At 39.4% G+C, this 17,523-nt stretch carries 18 protein-coding genes; 6 read left to right on the top strand and 12 right to left on the bottom strand.

Going from position 1 to position 17,523, the window contains the following annotated elements; all coding sequences use genetic code 11:
* Positions 1-28: 28 nt before the first annotated feature.
* From RE317_RS13470 to RE317_RS13430, 9 genes are all read right to left on the bottom strand, one after another.
* Positions 29-1,279, bottom strand: coding sequence for an ABC transporter permease (locus RE317_RS13470; RefSeq protein WP_008671090.1), 1,251 nt, complete (start codon positions 1,277-1,279; stop codon positions 29-31).
* Positions 1,280-1,310: 31 nt separating this feature from the next.
* Positions 1,311-2,603, bottom strand: a complete 1,293-nt coding sequence (locus tag RE317_RS13465; RefSeq protein ID WP_005848553.1) for an ABC transporter permease — start codon at positions 2,601-2,603, stop codon at positions 1,311-1,313.
* Between the two features lie 43 nt (positions 2,604-2,646).
* Positions 2,647-3,312 carry an ABC transporter ATP-binding protein gene (locus RE317_RS13460; protein ID WP_117873196.1) on the bottom strand — a complete coding sequence of 222 codons (666 nt, stop codon included), beginning with the start codon at positions 3,310-3,312 and terminating at the stop codon, positions 2,647-2,649.
* A 368-nt stretch (positions 3,313-3,680) separates the two neighbouring features.
* Positions 3,681-4,928 carry an efflux RND transporter periplasmic adaptor subunit gene (locus RE317_RS13455; protein ID WP_005848555.1) on the bottom strand — a complete coding sequence of 416 codons (1,248 nt, stop codon included), beginning with the start codon at positions 4,926-4,928 and terminating at the stop codon, positions 3,681-3,683.
* A gap of 161 nt (positions 4,929-5,089) precedes the next feature.
* On the bottom strand, positions 5,090-5,986 hold the full coding sequence (locus tag RE317_RS13450) for a glucosaminidase domain-containing protein (protein ID WP_005846232.1): 897 nt from the start codon (positions 5,984-5,986) through the stop codon (positions 5,090-5,092).
* Positions 5,987-6,091: 105 nt separating this feature from the next.
* On the bottom strand, positions 6,092-6,733 hold the full coding sequence (locus tag RE317_RS13445; protein ID WP_005848559.1) for a carbohydrate-binding family 9-like protein: 642 nt from the start codon (positions 6,731-6,733) through the stop codon (positions 6,092-6,094).
* A gap of 155 nt (positions 6,734-6,888) precedes the next feature.
* A complete protein-coding gene (locus RE317_RS13440) occupies positions 6,889-7,437 on the bottom strand; it encodes a hypothetical protein (RefSeq protein WP_016270094.1) in 549 nt (182 codons plus the stop codon).
* Positions 7,438-7,458: 21 nt separating this feature from the next.
* On the bottom strand, positions 7,459-7,821 hold the full coding sequence (locus RE317_RS13435; protein WP_005846227.1) for a hypothetical protein: 363 nt from the start codon (positions 7,819-7,821) through the stop codon (positions 7,459-7,461).
* Positions 7,822-7,828: 7 nt separating this feature from the next.
* Positions 7,829-8,365, bottom strand: a complete 537-nt coding sequence (locus RE317_RS13430) for an RNA polymerase sigma factor (RefSeq protein ID WP_005846226.1) — start codon at positions 8,363-8,365, stop codon at positions 7,829-7,831.
* Between the two features lie 307 nt (positions 8,366-8,672).
* On the opposite strand from RE317_RS13430, the gene RE317_RS13425 reads away from it, so the two are divergent.
* The gene (locus RE317_RS13425) at positions 8,673-9,344 is read left to right on the top strand and encodes a DUF4476 domain-containing protein (protein ID WP_016270093.1); all 672 of its coding nucleotides are present in this window, start codon (positions 8,673-8,675) and stop codon (positions 9,342-9,344) included.
* A 33-nt stretch (positions 9,345-9,377) separates the two neighbouring features.
* Positions 9,378-9,989 carry a DUF4476 domain-containing protein gene (locus RE317_RS13420; protein ID WP_005846222.1) on the top strand — a complete coding sequence of 204 codons (612 nt, stop codon included), beginning with the start codon at positions 9,378-9,380 and terminating at the stop codon, positions 9,987-9,989.
* Between the two features lie 69 nt (positions 9,990-10,058).
* Here RE317_RS13420 and RE317_RS13415 read toward each other — a convergent pair whose 3' ends face one another.
* Entirely contained in the window at positions 10,059-10,382 is a 324-nt protein-coding gene (locus RE317_RS13415; RefSeq protein ID WP_005846220.1) for a heavy metal-binding domain-containing protein, read from the bottom strand.
* A gap of 219 nt (positions 10,383-10,601) precedes the next feature.
* On the opposite strand from RE317_RS13415, the gene RE317_RS13410 reads away from it, so the two are divergent.
* Both RE317_RS13410 and RE317_RS13405 read left to right on the top strand, forming a co-directional pair.
* A complete protein-coding gene (locus tag RE317_RS13410; RefSeq protein ID WP_008781946.1) occupies positions 10,602-11,081 on the top strand; it encodes a cytidine deaminase in 480 nt (159 codons plus the stop codon).
* Entirely contained in the window at positions 11,078-12,130 is a 1,053-nt protein-coding gene (locus RE317_RS13405) for a winged helix DNA-binding domain-containing protein (RefSeq protein ID WP_117852985.1), read from the top strand. The genes RE317_RS13410 and RE317_RS13405 overlap by 4 nt, the downstream gene beginning before the upstream one ends.
* A gap of 66 nt (positions 12,131-12,196) precedes the next feature.
* Here RE317_RS13405 and RE317_RS13400 read toward each other — a convergent pair whose 3' ends face one another.
* A complete protein-coding gene (locus RE317_RS13400; RefSeq protein WP_005846214.1) occupies positions 12,197-13,708 on the bottom strand; it encodes an SGNH/GDSL hydrolase family protein in 1,512 nt (503 codons plus the stop codon).
* A 188-nt stretch (positions 13,709-13,896) separates the two neighbouring features.
* Positions 13,897-15,516, bottom strand: coding sequence for an ABC-F family ATP-binding cassette domain-containing protein (locus tag RE317_RS13395; protein WP_005846213.1), 1,620 nt, complete (start codon positions 15,514-15,516; stop codon positions 13,897-13,899).
* A 177-nt stretch (positions 15,517-15,693) separates the two neighbouring features.
* On the opposite strand from RE317_RS13395, the gene grpE reads away from it, so the two are divergent.
* Positions 15,694-16,314 (top strand): nucleotide exchange factor GrpE, encoded by a 621-nt coding sequence (grpE, locus tag RE317_RS13390; protein WP_005846211.1) that lies wholly within the window; start codon positions 15,694-15,696, stop codon positions 16,312-16,314.
* Between the two features lie 19 nt (positions 16,315-16,333).
* The gene (dnaJ, locus tag RE317_RS13385) at positions 16,334-17,509 is read left to right on the top strand and encodes a molecular chaperone DnaJ (RefSeq protein ID WP_005846209.1); all 1,176 of its coding nucleotides are present in this window, start codon (positions 16,334-16,336) and stop codon (positions 17,507-17,509) included.
* Positions 17,510-17,523 lie beyond the last annotated feature (14 nt).

The following is a 17,523-nucleotide window of genomic DNA, read 5'->3' as shown; positions in this document are numbered from 1 at the left end:
GCTCTAAAACCTTTTAACAAAAAAGAGATTACTCATTATGCAATGCTTCCGCCGGCTGAACTTTCATAGCCTTACGTGCGGGAATCCAAATGCCTACTACAATCATCAATGCAATCAAAATAAAGGAAATAAGAACTGTTATTATGAAACGTCCACCTTCAATAGTAGTGCCATTCATCCAAGCATTCAATTCACTATTTGCCAGATTCCAATCAATAAAAATCGCAGGAATTGTGGCCACCGCCAATAATATCAATCCCTCTGCCAACTGACGGACAAAGATACTATGATCTGTTCCACCCAATGATTTCATCAATGCAATCTCACCACGTCGTTGCTGAGTACGGAACCAGAAAGTACCTAGCAATCCCAAGAATATATTCAACAACAAGAAACCCATTCCGAAAAGGTAACTGTTCCAGGCATTCGTATGTGACTGCTGAAAGTTACGACGGATATCGGTAAAAGAACGCACATCCGCGATAAACACATTGCCCACGCGATACAGTTTCTCACTATCCGCTTTCAAACGGGCTATAAAATCGCGATCTTGATCCTCTTTTACGCGTACACAAAGCTCCGTGCCCAAATCATACCATTCTTCCGGCATAGGAGCCACCATGCAGTAACTGTTCCATGCCTCAAAATAATCCCCATAACGGACAACCTGCAAAGAAGCCGCTAAATTATATGTATTCGTTGTATCCCCGAACAAATAAAATTGTTTGTCTACCAATGAAGTCAAATCACATCCATAGCGCCGTTTATAAAGATTATCTGAAGCTAAGAAATTCTTCGGATGTTTCAGCATCTCAGCCAGTTGTTCAGGGGTCTCCCCACGGGTGCCACGATAACGGAACACACGGACAAAATCGGGAGACACCAATCTGCGTATAGTCCATCCCGGCGAACGTAATGTATCATACACCACTGACGCACTGCTGTTACTGCCATTATACGGGTAAGAATTTTGTCCTAATCCGGCTGCCTCTATGTCCGGTCTATGCTGAAGACGACTTAGAAGTTCCTTGATATCCTGCCGCTTTTCCTCGTCTGTCTGATTGGGAATAAAGTCTGGACTTTTGTCCGTAAGACGTCCCATTTGCACCAAATAGCAATGAGAAATATCAAATCCCCGTGGTTCATTATAAATTGAGGTCTGTACATACATATAGTCCACAATATACCATAAAACGACACTTACCAACAATAATTCGGTGACAAGCCAAAGATTAGACCGCCATTCATTTTTTATCTGAGTAAATAGTTTCTTATTCATCTTGATTCTTTACTTTTAATTCGTTATCACCTTAGTGAATCCTTCCTCCCAGTGCATTGACAATGCTAGTCCTTGAAGCCCTCCAAGCAGGAATGCCGCTACTCAGCAAATTCAAAACAAAGCAAAACAGCAATGCATAAAGGAAAGTGGAAGGGTGCAATAAAATACTGGAATCAACTGTAGGGGCATTCAATGTCGCACTATAAGGCTGTGCAAACAGGATATCGGTACCTAAATAAGCCATAACAATACTGATAAACAAACCTACGGCACCAGCCAACAAAGTCACGACCAGGTTTTCCATGATTATTTGTCCAACCATTTCCATGCGGGTGCTCCCAAAAGCACGGCGTACTCCTATTTCCGCCACACGTTGGCGCAACCGGCTTTGCGTCATACTGCTCAGATTTATAGCAGGTACTAACAACAGAATGATAAAAATGATAGCACGTTCACGACGAGCCGACTTCAAATCCGGCTCCAAGTTAGCTGCAAATGAAATAGACTGAGTTTCCTGATCGTATGGCCGGTTACGGTCTATCAACGTATACCCCTGATCGGCAAGAATAGAATTATACTCACTCATACGCCGCTTGGCTTCAGCACGGATTTCTCCAAAATCATCATGGCTTCGAGCCAAAATAGTGACACTCATCATCCCCATGTGCTGGTCACTCCACGTATCATTAGGCAAATCCGTCGAAGTAAAGGGAATCCATACTTGGCCATAAGAAGCATCGGCAAGAGTAGATACATCTTTCACTACCCCTACCACACGATAGGGAGCATGATTCAACAAAAACTCTTTGCCCGCAGATTCTGTGGAACCAAACAAAGCCCGCGATATGCTCTCAGTAATCACAGCCACAGGAGTGCCTGCATTGAAAGTAGCTTCATCGTATGGTTTTCCATTCACAAAACGAAAATCGAACACTTTAAAAAAAGTATCATCCGTTTCCCGCACATCCGCTCCAATAGCCGGCATAGCGGGTAATGAAACAGGAGTCGATACCGGCATACTGCAATAAATAGTGACAGCTTCAGGGGTTTTCAATGATTTATATATCTCACGCGCTGTCCGCACACTCATCGGTCCGTTACTTGTTCCGTCCCCCCAATCCTTATGACTAATACTCATATAATGCACATGCAGAAAACGATCCCGGTTTGACTCGGGAGAAAAAGGAGCGACCTTCACTTGTTGTAGCATCACTACCAACATAATAAGGAAAATGCTAAGAGCAGTTCCTGCAATGCTGATGACACTGATAAGCGGATGCTGGCGAAGTTGCGCCAAAGCTTGCTTAAAATACTGTTTAATCATCTCTGTTATTTCTTAATAAATTCCTTTTCATAGTAATCAGTAGTTATTGCACCTGACGCCCATCAAAGAAACGAATGGTTCTGGAAGTCTGTTTGGCTTGTTCTTCATTATGGGTTACCATCACAATGGTCCGTCCATCCTCTTTATTTAATTTATGCAACAATTCCATGACCTCTGCACCCATCTTTGAGTCCAGATTACCGGTAGGCTCATCCGCAAGAATAATTTCAGGATTACCCACAATAGCACGGGCTATCGCTACACGCTGGCACTGTCCTCCGGAAAGCTGTGTGGGCATGTGCCGCATACGATGATTTAAACCGACACGATCCAACACTTCTTTTGCCAGACGGGTACGCTCCTTGGCAGCCATCTTTCTATAGAGCAAAGGCAACTCCACATTGTCAATCACATTCAGCGAATTAATCAGGTGGAACGACTGGAATACAAAGCCCAAGGTCTTGTTACGGAAAGCAGCCAGTTCCTTGTCCTTCATGCTTTCTACAGACGTGCCGTTTATTTCAATCTTTCCACTGCTGGGAGCGTCCAGCAGCCCCATAATATTCAGCAAGGTAGACTTGCCGCAACCGGAAGGACCCATAATGCTGACAAACTCCCCTTTAGCCACATCCAAATTTACATTTTCCAGCGCTAATGTTTCAATCTCATTCGTACGGTAGATTTTATTGATACCGGTTAATTTAATCATTGCCATATTTTTTTCTTATTTAAATTGTTAATCTTATACACTTTCTATTTTCATGAATCAAAAGACATTCCAAAGCTATAATCATTTAATATTCAACGAATTTTAATTCTACATACTGTCCGATAACAGACGGTGTGACCGTTTTTACCGGACTAATACGACTGATGCTGTATGCCGGAAAAAAATGTCAACAAGCACTATGAATAATATAAAAAGGTAAACGATCAAAAAAACGACATAGCCTAAGAACAAATTAAATTATGTTCGGGAAATGAGTGAAAAGGATGAAAAAACACTTCATTTCCCGTAACAATCAATGTATTAATTAAGAGAGAGTTTTATCTTGTTGTTTATGTCATAGCTGCTTCTTATTTCAACTTCAGCTTATTCTTGTTTTTGTAACTGCTCATATCGCTGACAACCACCTTGTCACCCGGTTTCAACCCCGATATGACTTCCACATATTCAAAATTACTATCACCCAATTGAACCTTACGCTTTACTATTTCATCCTTACTATCCTGAACAAATAATTCATACTCACCGCGACCGACATAGTAAGAAGCATTCGCCAATCTTAAAACCCCTTCTTTCACGGCATTCATTACATATACATCTGTCTTCAAGCCGGAACGCAATCGCTTGTTATTATCTTCATTCAATTGTACAATAAACGAAATCACCCCATTCTTACTCAACGGTGTCACACTACTTACCGTTCCTTCCAGTTTCTCATTGCCAATCTTGACTATGGCACGTCCACCTGCTGCCACACGGTCACCGTATGTATCAGCTATTTCACCTTCCACTTTAAAATGGCTCAAATCAGAAATGATAGCTACCTGGCTGCCTTCCGCTACCTGCGCACCTACCTGATTATTTATATAGGTAAGAATCGCTTTACGCGGTGAACGAATTTGAGCGTCATCCAATGTACGTTTCATTTCAGCAAGACTCTTTGAGAAAATATTGAATTCCAACTCCTTCACTTTCAAATCAGCCTCTTTTACTTTCGATTCATTCGCGTATTGCTGACGGAGCTGTTCCAATTCCAATTTTCCGGTATTAAAGTTCAGTTCAGCCTGACGAACCTTGTCCGTTGTTCCAGAGCCCAAACTATCCAAATAACGTTCGTTACGAAGTTCCACCTCCATACGGTTCAATTTCATGGCGGAAATTTTCACTTGCATCGATAAATCACTCAGATACGTATTATTATTCACTTTCAACTGCTCTAACTGATAACGTTTCATCTGTTCTTCATCCAGTAATTTCTTGTATTCAGTTTCCGTACTCTGCAAATCAAGTTTCAAAATCGGCGTACCTACATCCACACTGTCTCCTCCCTTACGGTAAACTTCCACGATACGAGTATTAATAGGTGAGTTGATAATCTCTTCAAAAGCCGGAACAACCTTACCGGAAGCACTGACACTTACTTCAATAGTTCCATTGTCTACTTCTGAAAACACCAAATCTTTCCTATTGACGCTGCTTCGCATAAACGAAATCAATACAGCTATACATACCACTGCCGCCACACCTATTGCACCATATTTAATGAACTTCTTTTTGCGCTCCTTATCACGCACTTCTTTAGGAATTTCTCTGTCCATAACTTATTGTAATTTTATTATTATCATTTTTGTGCTAAAGAATAAACAACATCCGTGCCAAGGAAACAACTTATTGATAATCAATAATAAATAAAGCGTACAGGGTGTCCGATATCGGACACCCTGTACGCTTTTAAACATCAGTTACCGTACAATAATGATTAACGCAAACGCAATATATCACCTACTTTAGGAGAAGGGTCTTCCGGTTTCATCTTATTCATCTTATATAAATTTTTCAGACGAATACCATACTTTTGGGAAATGGAATACATAGATTCTCCCCCACGGACAACATGAACTATGTGTTCCTTATCCGCACGACGATGCTTTTTATCCAAATAAATAATATCGCCTGGCTTCAATACATATCCCTTATAAAGATCATTGTATTTCCTCAACTTGCGTTGACTGATATCAAATTCTTTAGAAAGTTTTTTAAATGTATCCCCCGGACGTACCACAATATAGAGTAAATCATTAGCCAAATAAGGCTGATGCGGGTTTGGGAATTCCTTCATCCACTTTATACCATCCTTGGTATCATACTTATGTAATTCATATAATTCAATGATATCAATTAAACGATATGCATAGCGAGGGTCAGTAGCATATCCCGCTTTCTTCAGCCCATGCGCCCATCCTTTATAATCGGTGATTTTTAATTTAAAAAGAGATGCATAACGTGAACGTCCTTTTAAAAATTTAGAATGATCTTCATATGAATCACGAGGGTGCTTATAGGCACGAAAACATTCATTACGGGCATCATCATCATGCCGTACAGTACGACCAGTCCAGTCACCACCACATTTTATACCGAAATGATTATTGGATTTACGAGCCAGTGTACTTTTTCCCGCTCCTGATTCCAATAATCCTTGAGCCAGAGTGATGCTGGCAGGAATACGATACCGTTTCATCTCATCGATAGCGAGATCTTTATACTTATGAATATATTCCTCATACTGCCGGTTACGGGTTTGCGCTTGCACTGTAAAATTACATAGACAACAAAACAACCCGATTAATATAAATTTCAACGTATGTTTCATCATATAAAACTGTTTCAAAATCGCGACTATACTTTTTCCGCTATATATAGTTGCAAACTTACCATTTTTATCCGGCTGTATGCAATCTTTTTAAATTAATTACGAATTTCATTCGAATTCCAAAAGTCCAAAGAAATCCGGACGATGAAAATCCGGCTTCTCTATTTTAATAGGATTCCATGATAAGAAATGAGGCTTTTGCAATTCATCTCCACATTTATAAAAATTAGCCCGTATGCTCATTCCATCCAGCCCGGTAATGGCATGCTTAAAAAATACCTTATACGGAATCAGCAAAGCCACCTCCCAAGTACATTCTCCTATCTTTTCTTCAAAAGTTTCTCTGCCCAAGCTAGCCCAACGCTTCACCTGATCCGTTATTTCAGAAGGAGCCATTTCACGATTATTACGCTCCGAACCTGCTGCTAAAAGAATCGTAGCGATACAGTTACATTCCAAATTATAATAAATGCCATCTCCCGCAGGAATAGAGAAAAATTCCACGCAGGAATCTGTCCAAACACTACCGTTATCTTCACCGTATTTGGCACGAACACTGTCTTCTACTACTTTATAATGGACTAATATAGCATCATTTGTATAGGCTATACGAAAAGAGACTTGAGGTTGATAAGGATATTCTTTCCAGTTCACTATATTAATAGGATGATACGTAATGTTCTCATTATCAAACAAGGTCGGTATTTGTCGTGCATCTTGAACTTTACCACTTAATTTCTTTACTTTCATCGTATTGTTTTTATTAGTTAAATAGCTACTATTAGCTTCACAAAAATATATACTTCCACTGAGAAAACAAAATAGTGGCTACCATAAACAGCAGCCACTAAAAGAATAAAGCAATAAAGACAATGAAAGCACAATTTTTACATTTTCATCCATATTTATTTCTTCACATTGCCCTGTGGCATATGTCTTCTCCCATCATGCTGCTTTTTCATTCCTTGTCTTTTTCTCATCTCTTTACGGAATTTATCGCCATTGTGTTTCTCCATATTATACATTTTCTGAATTTGTTTAGGAGAAAGAAATTTCCGGAACTCATTATAATACTTCTCACGAACATCCAGTATCTTTCTACTCTGCGCGAAACGTGCCTTGATAGCCTGCTCCACTTCAGCATCTGTAGGAAGCGGTTTGGGGGTCTGTTTATCTGCAGCCGTTCTATTTGCAATATTTCGACAGGCTCCCATATGACGAGTAGCCCGCATTTCTTCCATGTATTGTTTATACACCGGAATAAATTTAGCAGTCGTTGCGTCATCCAATGCCAATCCTTTTATAATTTGATTGCACTGTATTTCCAGCATCTGCTCTTTATTAAACTGCCTTCTTTCAGATTTAGCTCCTTTCTTTTCTTGTGCAAAAAGTGTTACCTGACTTCCCATAACAATGGCTGCCAACATCATTAAAAAAAATTTTGTTCTCATCATTTTTTTGTTTTTAGTGATTAATCAATTTATAAATATATCATTTTCAGATAATTCCACCCATCCTGCTAATTCCTCATCAGACATAGATTCTATATAACGATCCAAAGTATCTGAATAAGAAGAGTCTAAATCCGTAGAAACAATAAGTGAAGGAGAAGGCAACTCCTCTGCCACAGGTTGGGATATCGGAAAGAAAAGAACTCCCAACATGACAGCCGCAATAGCTAAAGCAGCCCCAATAATCAATTTTATTCTATGCTGCCTATTAAACCTCTCAGCCTGTGTACGCTCCAATACTTGTTTCTGCATTTTTCCGAAAAAGCCATCAGGGGTACGATAAGGCATCCGCTTCCCAATATTCTTAAAATCAAACTCCTTTTCCATCCTGTCTTTAATTATTTATCATGTACTCTTTTATCTTCTCTTTTGCATAATGATAATTCACTTTCAACGTATCCACTTTCGTGTCCGTAATCCTGCTAATTTCCTCATATTCCAGTTCATCATAATAACGAAGATTGAAAACTACCCGCTGCTTTTCAGGAAGCATCAAAATAGCCTGCTGAAATTTCACCGCCATTTCGTTCTCATAATCCACATAATCTGACGCCATCAACTTATTCATTAACTCTTCCTGAACTTCTTCCGCCGAAACAGCTTGTTCCTTACGCATATTCAGAAAACGGAGACACTCATTGGTCGCTATCCGGTAAATCCATGTCCCCAATGAACTTTCCTCCCTAAACTGAGGAAGATGGCGAAAGACGCGAATAAAGACTTCCTGCAGAATATCCTCTGCATCCTCATGTGATACAACCAATCTCCGGATATGCCAATATATGGGCTGTTGAAAAAAATCTATCAACAATTTAAATCCCCGTTCCGGGTTGGAAGCCCATACTTCCCTAATTTTATCTTCGTTTATCATCTATTCGTCAAAAGTTTATAGGTTAGAACCACCTGAGAACAAGAAGTTAAAAGTGAAAATGAAGTTTTTACATTAATTATAGATGAAGTTAAAATAATCAATCACATTTCCTACAAGAGAAAAATACAACCAATCTTCCGGAATATGAATTTAAAGAATTCAAACTCAATCTTCCTATCAATAAATTTCAGTTCTTAGAAGAATTACCATATAAACAATAGGGAAATCCCTAAAAATAAATAGGGGAAAAGATAGAAGAATATACCTTTTCCCAACTTATCTTTGTTACAAACAAAAAAACAAAAAAATGAGAAGATTGAAACAAACATTATTAGCGTTAACCATTTGTACTTTAGTCATCAGTTGCAGTTTGACTACTAGTAGCACTATTATGAAAGTACAGAGAGGGATGTCCCAAGAAGAAGTCAGCCATTTACTTGGGAAACCCGATTTCCGTAGATTCGACAACGGCTCGGAACAATGGGAATATACCAAGACCAATATGTCCACAGCTGCAAACACGGTAATTATTATCGATTTTGTAGACGGAATGGTAACAAACATGGATTCTTTTGAGTCCAACACTACTCCGCCTCCAGTTGCAGTGTGTCCGCCAAATGAAATCATTACGGTAGTTCCACCCAACCACCCTGATCATTCTGGCCCGCACAGACCAAAACACAAAGCCATGAATCCACATGATTTTGAAAACCTCTATAAAAAAGTAAAAAACAAAGCATTTAAGGACGACCAAATGGAATTATTATCTGTAGGAGTTGTAAACAACTACTTCACCTGTAAACAAACTGCCCGACTCATGTCCATATTTACATGGGACGATGAAAAAATGAAAGTATTAAGAATGATTTCCAACCGCATTGTAGACCGTGAAAATGGAAAAGAAATCATCAAGACACTGGATTCTTTATTTAAACAAGATGATGCACGTAAAATATTGGGAATCACTAACCAATGGTAATTCAACCTAAACAACACACAAAAACATAAATATATGAGAAAATTCAAACAACTATTATTGCTTGTTATCAGTATAACACTTGTCAGCTGTCATACCACAGGAAGTATCAAACAGAAAGCATGGAAAGTACAGCAGGGAATGACAACAGAAGAAATAGGCCAACTTCTTGGAAAACCCGATTTCCGACGTTTCGATGGTTCTTTGGAACAATGGGAATATCAGAGCGGAGGAATTGCAACGTCTTGCAAATTTCTAATTATCGAATTTCGAAACGGAAAGGTAACAAGCATGGATTCCTACAATGAAATAGCTAAAGAGACTTCAGTAGGAGACCTATATTCCAGCAAAATATCCCTCGATACCGTTGGTTCAATAGACGATAACGAATTTGAAAAGATATACAATGAAACAAAAAATTCCGTATTCAAAGATTCAACTCTGGAAAAAGCCATTATAAATAAAAAATTAAGTTGCGCACAATGCCTTAAACTTATGTCACTTTATACTTTTGATAATGACAAGTTAAAAATGTTACAAGTACTGAAAGACCATATAGCTGACACAACAAATTACGATAATATTGTCAACTCACTAGATTTCATTTCAAGTAAAAACAAGGCCAAAGAGATATTAGGAATACCCTAATACAGTAAAAGCAAACGTACCTGTTGCAATAAACCTAAAAAATATTGCAACAGGCACATCTGCTTTACCTCAATCTTCTATTCTGACAGCTGTGCCGCTTGCGGTTACCATCAGCATACTACCGCTGTCCCCCACAGTTTCATAATCCAAATCCACCCCAACTACAGCATTAGCTCCCAATAAAGCAGCCTGATCCTGCATTTCTCGTAACGCAGTATCTTTAGCCTGTCGAAGTACTTCTTCATAAGAACCGGAACGACCGCCTACAATGTCACGAATACTAGCAAAAAAATCACGAAACAGATTAGCACCGATAATAGTTTCACCTGTTACAATGCCATAATATTTGGTTATACGTTTTCCTTCGATAGTAGGTGTTGTTGTTGCTAACATAATCTTTCTCTTTTTTAATTATATATTCATTAGACGCACAAATAAAAGAAAAAGTTGCAACTTTCTCCTTTTTTTATCGGTAACTATATTATTCTTCTCACATTCAACTCTGACAAGCAATAAGAAAACAAATAAATTTAAAACCAGATTTTAGAAAAGAAACATTGGGAGATTAAAAACAAAACATTACATTTGCAAGAAAACAAAGAGGAACGTATCATGAAACAAATCAAACTGGAAATAAACATAGAGGCTTGCCATTATGACGAACTAACAGAGAAGGACCGCAAACTGATAGACGCCGCGTGTGAAGCAACGAAAAGAAGCTATGCTCCTTACTCACATTTTGCTGTTGGAGCCGCCGCACTGTTGGAAAATGATATCGTCATTACCGGAACCAATCAAGAAAATGCAGCCTACCCATCTGGTCTTTGTGCAGAACGTACCACTTTGTTTTATGCCAATTCTCAATATCCGGATCAAGCAGTAAAAACACTCGCCATTGCTGCCCGCACAGAAAATGGTTTTCTTGACACACCTATTCCTCCTTGCGGAGCCTGTCGGCAAGTATTATTAGAAACTGAAAAACGATATGGAAAACCTATGCGGATACTGCTTTATAGTAAGACTGATATTTATATATTAGAAAACGTAAGCGGACTTTTACCTTTATCGTTTGATGGAAATTATCTGAAATGATACCTACCATCCGTCTGCACAGCCAACAGTTAATAAATCCGGTTTTCAATAATCCGAAAGATCTTGTATCATGGATGGGAGGCATTCAAGCGCAAGATTACACCATGTCCAAATGGGCTATTGGTATCCGGTTAAAGGCAGGAAATCTGCAAACAGTCAATGAGGCACTGGCAAAAGGAGATATATTGCGCATTCATGTCATGCGTCCTACTTGGCATTATGTAGCTGCAGAAGATATACGCTGGATGCTGAAGCTTTCATCCCGACGCATCATTACTGCCAATGACTCTTTTGCCAAGTCCAGAGGACAAGACATTTCAGTTGACATTTACAACAAAGCAAACCGATTATTGGAAAAGGCACTAGCAGGACACAATCATCTGACCAAGCAAGAAATTGACAACGTATTTAAAGAAGGAGGGCTGGAAACCAATGAAAGATTATCCAACCGTTTCCTGATTCACGCTGAAGCTGAAGGACTTATTTGCAGCGGAGCAGATAAAAATAATAAAATCACCTTCGCACTTTTGGATGAGCGTGTTCCTCCAATACAAGAATTACATAAAGAAGAGGCGCTAGCTATCTTGGCACGCAAGTATTTTAGAAGCCACTCTCCTGCCAGTCTGAAAGACTTTGTATGGTGGTCCGGACTTTCGGTAACGGAAGCTAGACAAGGTATAGCCGCCATTGAACAAGAATTGCTTTCTGACCGTTTCCTAGCACAAAAATTATATGTTCATCAGTCTTATAAAGAAGAAAAAACAACCGACATATTGCATATCCTTCCTCCATACGATGAATACCTAATCAGCTACAAAGACCGTACTGATGTATTGAACAAAGAATACCAACACAAAGCATTCAATTCTTTCGGGATATTCCGTCCGGTTATTCTGTACAACGGGCAAATAGTTGGAAATTGGAATAAAGTCATACAAAAACAAACAACACATATAGAAATGAACTGGTTCAAGAAAAATACAAAAATCAAAAAAGAATTACTTTCCCTAGCGGAGAGAAAATACCTTACTTTTTTCTCCGAACTGTAAGAAAATTGTAAATGGATTATTTCTGCGTCATCACATTTTAAAAATAATCCATTACATTTACATTATTCAGTATTGCAATATAAAACTCTCAGCCACTTTCAAGAAACGTTCATGACCTTTTTCATTCAAATGTGCAGTATCTGTATTATTCTTGCTGTTCTGAAAATATATTTTCCTAAAATGATCATTACTTGCATAAATTCCTCCTTTTCGGGCGCTGTCAAAAATAGGAATACTATAATTTCCACAAACCTCAATCATAGCATCCACCACTTTCTCAGCATCACTTCCTGCAAAATTTTTACAGTTCCATCGGGTAAAGAAAAAAATCTTAGCTGTGGGATACTTTTCAATAAGCCCTTCACACAGCATTGCCAGCCTCTCTTTAAATACATCAATACCGCCAATTGAATCCAATTTAAAACCATCATTGTGCCCACCCACAACAATAACATAATCCAAATCATCCGGCATTTCCTTATATCTTACATACATCGCTTCCCCCCAACGCGGGCTACTATAAGCAATGCTGCTGCCGTTCTTGCCATAATTTAAATATTCCATACCATGTTTCTCGGCAAATTTATAATGCCAGGTATTCTTAACAGGTTCCTTATGATTCTTCACATAACTATCTCCAATAATTCCCAAACGTTTTCCTTTCAATTCATCAGTCCTGACGGTAACTCCTTTAATAATTTGTTCCAACTGCTTATATACCTGTTGTCCCAAATACTCTGCCGAATGAGCCGTGAAATGAAGTCTGTCATTTAACAATTCCGCGCCTGACATATCTATCAGGTGCATGTTCGGATCTTCAGCAGCCAATTGCTTCATCGCATTCTCCACTTCTCTGCTGAAATATTTATTACTTCGGGCAACAGTACCAAAAATAAAAGGCAAACGAGAATAATCCTTTCCGGTTTTTTCTGTCAGATGCATACGCACATAAGCCACCATTGTCTTCAAGTTACGGTAATAATCTTTACTTTTAGCATAATCACTTTCCCCCTGATGCCAAAGAAATGCATCTATCTGATAGCCATCCTTCAGGCGGGAAAGAGTCTTGTCTATACACATGTCTATCTCTTGAATGAAAGAAAGCAACAAGGAGTTTCCTCCATCAGAAGTTGGCTTAGCCTGTGCCAGCCATTCAGGCGCCGCAGACCAAAAACGTCCCTTGGAAGCATTATAATCAGGTGCTATGGAAGTTCCGCCAACAGCCCATTTCACCACATAAAATTTCTCCTGCAACAACTGCTCCAACCAATAATATGTCACTGCATCAAAAGCCCACATATTATTTTTTCCGCTACGTTTGGCACGAGGCCAGAAAGGAATAAATTCTCCCTTTCCGTCATTCTGAGCTATCTGACAATAACGGTAGGCACCTTCGGCATACGTCAGTGTGTCCGTAGCCAATGCTTTAATATATGCCGGCAAATCTTCATTAGGAGTTCGTCCATCGGTATTAGACTGTCCGGCAGTTATAATCACATGTACAGGATTGGAAGCCATCGTATTCAAGCCAACAGCTGCAAAAATCAAAATCAAAATTAAGTTTTTCATAAGTATCATTTCATGTTTTTAATGAACACAAAAATAATCCTAATTCTAATATAACGACATGGATTATCGTCCATTATCATAGATTTTTGAACTCATTATGGTTCATACAGAATGAGAATTGCGGCTAAACCATAAAAAAAGAGCCACAGGAACAATGGCTCCCAATGACTCTTTCTTTTTCAGCTCATATTTATAATTTAATTATCTCCATACATACGCGCACGCATTTCTTTAATATGATCAGAAGTGATGTATTCATCGTATTCCATCATCTTGTCAATGATACCATTCGGGGTCAATTCAATAATACGGTTCGCCACCGTTTCAATAAATTCGTGGTCGTGGGAAGAGAACAGCACATTTCCCTTATAAGTCTTCAGATTATTATTGAAAGCCTGAATTGATTCCAAGTCCAAATGGTTGGTTGGAGTATCCAAAATCAGACAGTTCGCATTACGCAACTGCATACGGGCAATCATACAACGCATCTTCTCACCTCCGGAAAGCACATTCACTTTCTTCAATACTTCCTCTCCGGAAAACAACATACGCCCCAAGAAACCTTTCATATAGACTTCGTTACCTTCGCCAAACTGGCTCAGCCAATCTACCAAATTCAAATCACTTTCAAAGAAATCCGTATTATCCAAAGGCAAATAAGCCGTAGTAATAGTAACGCCCCACGCGAATTTACCAGCCTGCGGAGTACGATTTCCATTGATTATTTCAAAAAAAGCAGTCATGGCACGCGGATCACGGCTCAAAAAGACAATCTTATCTCCTTTTTCTACATTAAAATTCACATCATTGAACAATACCATACCGTCTTCAGTTTCCGCACGCAAGCCGGATACTTCCAAAATCTGATTGCCCGGTTCACGATCCGGAGTAAAGATGATACCGGGATATTTACGGGACGACGGCTTAATTTCATCTACATTCAGTTTTTCCAACATCTTCTTTCGGCTGGTTGTCTGCTTGCTCTTAGCCACATTGGCACTAAAACGACGGATAAATTCTTCCAACTCTTTCTTCTTCTCTTCAGCTTTAGCCTTCTGGTTCTGCTGCTGGCGAAGTGCCAACTGACTTGATTCATACCAGAAGCTATAGTTACCGGCAAACATATTCACTTTACCGAAATCAATATCTACAGTATGAGTACAAACAGAGTCCAAAAAGTGACGGTCATGACTTACCACCAACACCGTGTGTTCGAAATTAGAAAGATATTCCTCCAACCAAGTCACCGTATCCATATCCAAATCATTGGTAGGTTCATCCAACAACAAGTTGTCAGGATTACCGTAAAGTGCCTGCGCCAACATGACACGCACCTTTTCCTTACCACTCAGTTCCCCCATCAACATATAGTGCTTGTCTTCCTTTATGCCCAATCCGCTCAACAAAGAAGCAGCATCACTCTCGGCATTCCAACCATCCAGTTCGGCAAACTTCTCTTCCAATTCAGAAACTTTCAAGCCATCTTCATCTGTAAAATCAGTTTTCGCATACAGTTCTTCACGCTGTTTCATAATGTTCCACAACACAGTATGTCCCATCATAACCGTATCCATGACTGTATATTCATCCCACTTAAAGTGATCCTGGCTCAATACAGACAGACGTTCGCCCGGTCCTAATACCACTGAGCCCTTAGTCGGTTCCAGCTCACCTGAAATTGCTTTCAAGAAAGTAGATTTTCCGGCGCCGTTCGCACCGATAACCCCGTAAATATTACCATTGGTGAACTTCATATTTACGTCATTATACAACACTCTTTTACCAAATTGAATGGCCAAGTTCGAAACTGTAATCATCCTAATATACCTTATTTATATAATTATTCTATTTTGGAATTGCAAAGGTAGGCATTTTAATTCAGAAAAGTATGCCAGTGTGGCAGAAATTCCGTACTTTTGCAAAATTCTTACTCTAAGAAAACAACTAGGCACGAAATTTGTTAGCAGTAAATTAACCTAAAAGACCTGACTGTTATGAGTAAAAATAAGAAAAACAAAAAGTTTAATAAGAATATGAACCCAACAGAGAAGAACCAACCTCAAGACGAGGAAGTTTTGAAAAATCAGGAAGCGGCAGAAGCTGCCATTGATGAAGAAACTCAGAAAGAAGCAACAGAAGAACTGAACGCTGAAGAGAAGGTGAACAAGGAATTGGCGGAAGCTCAGAAAACAATAGAAGAGCAGCATGACAAATACCTGCGTCTTTCAGCCGAATTTGACAATTACCGTAAACGCACCATGAAAGAGAAGGCCGAATTGATTAAGAATGGTGGAGAAAAGGCCATTACTGCCATTCTTCCTATTTTGGATGACTTGGAGCGTGCAGTAAAGACTTCAGAAACTTCGGATGATGTAAAAGCAATGCGTGAAGGAATTGAGTTGATCTACAACAAATTCCTGAAAGTATTGAACCAGGAAGGACTTCAGAAAATAGAGACTGACGGTGAGAACTTTGATACCGATTATCACGAAGCAATTGCATTAGTTCCAGCTCCTTCCGAAGAGAAGAAAGGAAAAATATTGGACTGTGTACAAACCGGTTATAAGCTGAATGACAAAGTAATACGCCACGCCAAAGTAGTTGTGGCTCAATAAAACAGTATCATAAAACGACATGGCAAAAAGAGACTATTACGAAGTTCTGGAGGTGGACAAAACAGCCACCCTTGATGTTATAAAAAAAGCATACCGCAAAAAAGCAATACAATATCATCCGGACAAGAATCCGGGAGATAAAGAAGCGGAAGAAAAATTCAAGGAAGCTGCCGAAGCTTATGATGTGTTGAGCAACCCGGATAAACGCGCCCGTTACGACCAATTCGGACATGCAGGAATGAGTGGAGCTGCCGGTGGCGGTTTTGAAGGATTCGGACAAGGTATGTCCATGGATGATATTTTCTCTATGTTCGGTGACATCTTCGGTGGACATGGAGGAGGTTTCGGAGGCTTTGGAGGTTTCGGTGGTGGCGGACGTTCCGCACAACGCAAGTTCCGTGGTTCAGACCTCCGTGTAAAAGTAAAACTGAACTTAAAAGAGATTTCTACGGGAGTAGAAAAGAAATTCAAACTGAAAAAGTACGTAACATGTGACCATTGCCATGGTTCAGGAGCCGAAGGAGAAGGAGGAACGGAAACGTGTCCCACTTGTCATGGAACAGGAAGTATCACCCGCACCCAACAAAGCATTTTTGGAATGGTGCAATCACAAAGCGTATGTCCACAATGTAACGGAGAAGGGAAAATAATTAAGAACAAATGTAAAGCTTGTGCAGGAGAAGGTATTGTATACGGAGAAGAAGTCGTGGAAGTGAAAATTCCTGCCGGTGTGGCTGAAGGAATGCAACTTTCTGTCAATGGGAAAGGAAATGCGGGCAAACATAACGGTGTTCCCGGTGATTTGCTTGTTGTCATAGAAGAAGAATCCCATCCAGACCTAATACGCGATGAAAATGATTTGATTTACAATCTGTTACTAAGCGTTCCGACTGCTGCTTTAGGAGGCACTGTAGAAATACCAACTATTGATAGCAAAGTAAAAGTAAAAATTGAACCAGGCACCCAACCAGGTAAGGTCTTACGCCTAAGAGGTAAAGGATTGCCCAATGTCAATAGTTATGGTTACAGTAACGGTACAGGTGATTTATTAGTCAATGTAAGCGTATATATTCCAGAAACGTTGAATAAAGATGAAAAACAAGCACTAGAGAAAATGCAAGAATCGGATAACTTCAAACCGAATACAAGCATTAAAGAAAAAATATTCAAGAAGTTCAAAAACTTCTTCGATTAATTTTTATACTACAA

This window comes from Phocaeicola sp. GP0067, from assembly GCF_031119655.1.
Classification (GTDB): Bacteria; Bacteroidota; Bacteroidia; order Bacteroidales; family Bacteroidaceae; genus Phocaeicola; species Phocaeicola vulgatus.
Note: the sequence above shows the minus strand (reverse complement) of the source record. Positions and strands in the feature narration are given on the sequence as shown.

Bases quoted from the DNA above. Each gene is read 5' to 3' on its own strand.
- RE317_RS13455 (WP_005848555.1), bottom strand. From the start codon at position 4,928: ATGGACAGAGAAATTCCTAAAGAAGTGCGTGATAAGGAGCGCAAAAAG.
- RE317_RS13450 (WP_005846232.1), bottom strand. From the start codon at position 5,986: ATGATGAAACATACGTTGAAATTTATATTAATCGGGTTGTTTTGTTGT.
- RE317_RS13460 (WP_117873196.1), bottom strand. From the start codon at position 3,312: ATGATTAAATTAACCGGTATCAATAAAATCTACCGTACGAATGAGATT.
- dnaJ (WP_005846209.1), top strand. From the start codon at position 16,334: ATGGCAAAAAGAGACTATTACGAAGTTCTGGAGGTGGACAAAACAGCC.
- RE317_RS13445 (WP_005848559.1), bottom strand. From the start codon at position 6,733: ATGAAAGTAAAGAAATTAAGTGGTAAAGTTCAAGATGCACGACAAATA.
- RE317_RS13425 (WP_016270093.1), top strand. From the start codon at position 8,673: ATGAGAAGATTGAAACAAACATTATTAGCGTTAACCATTTGTACTTTA.
- RE317_RS13465 (WP_005848553.1), bottom strand. From the start codon at position 2,603: ATGATTAAACAGTATTTTAAGCAAGCTTTGGCGCAACTTCGCCAGCAT.
- RE317_RS13440 (WP_016270094.1), bottom strand. From the start codon at position 7,437: ATGATGAGAACAAAATTTTTTTTAATGATGTTGGCAGCCATTGTTATG.
- RE317_RS13435 (WP_005846227.1), bottom strand. From the start codon at position 7,821: ATGGAAAAGGAGTTTGATTTTAAGAATATTGGGAAGCGGATGCCTTAT.
- grpE (WP_005846211.1), top strand. From the start codon at position 15,694: ATGAGTAAAAATAAGAAAAACAAAAAGTTTAATAAGAATATGAACCCA.
- RE317_RS13415 (WP_005846220.1), bottom strand. From the start codon at position 10,382: ATGTTAGCAACAACAACACCTACTATCGAAGGAAAACGTATAACCAAA.
- RE317_RS13395 (WP_005846213.1), bottom strand. From the start codon at position 15,516: ATGATTACAGTTTCGAACTTGGCCATTCAATTTGGTAAAAGAGTGTTG.
- RE317_RS13420 (WP_005846222.1), top strand. From the start codon at position 9,378: ATGAGAAAATTCAAACAACTATTATTGCTTGTTATCAGTATAACACTT.
- RE317_RS13430 (WP_005846226.1), bottom strand. From the start codon at position 8,365: ATGATAAACGAAGATAAAATTAGGGAAGTATGGGCTTCCAACCCGGAA.
- RE317_RS13470 (WP_008671090.1), bottom strand. From the start codon at position 1,279: ATGAATAAGAAACTATTTACTCAGATAAAAAATGAATGGCGGTCTAAT.
- RE317_RS13410 (WP_008781946.1), top strand. From the start codon at position 10,602: ATGAAACAAATCAAACTGGAAATAAACATAGAGGCTTGCCATTATGAC.
- RE317_RS13400 (WP_005846214.1), bottom strand. From the start codon at position 13,708: ATGATACTTATGAAAAACTTAATTTTGATTTTGATTTTTGCAGCTGTT.
- RE317_RS13405 (WP_117852985.1), top strand. From the start codon at position 11,078: ATGATACCTACCATCCGTCTGCACAGCCAACAGTTAATAAATCCGGTT.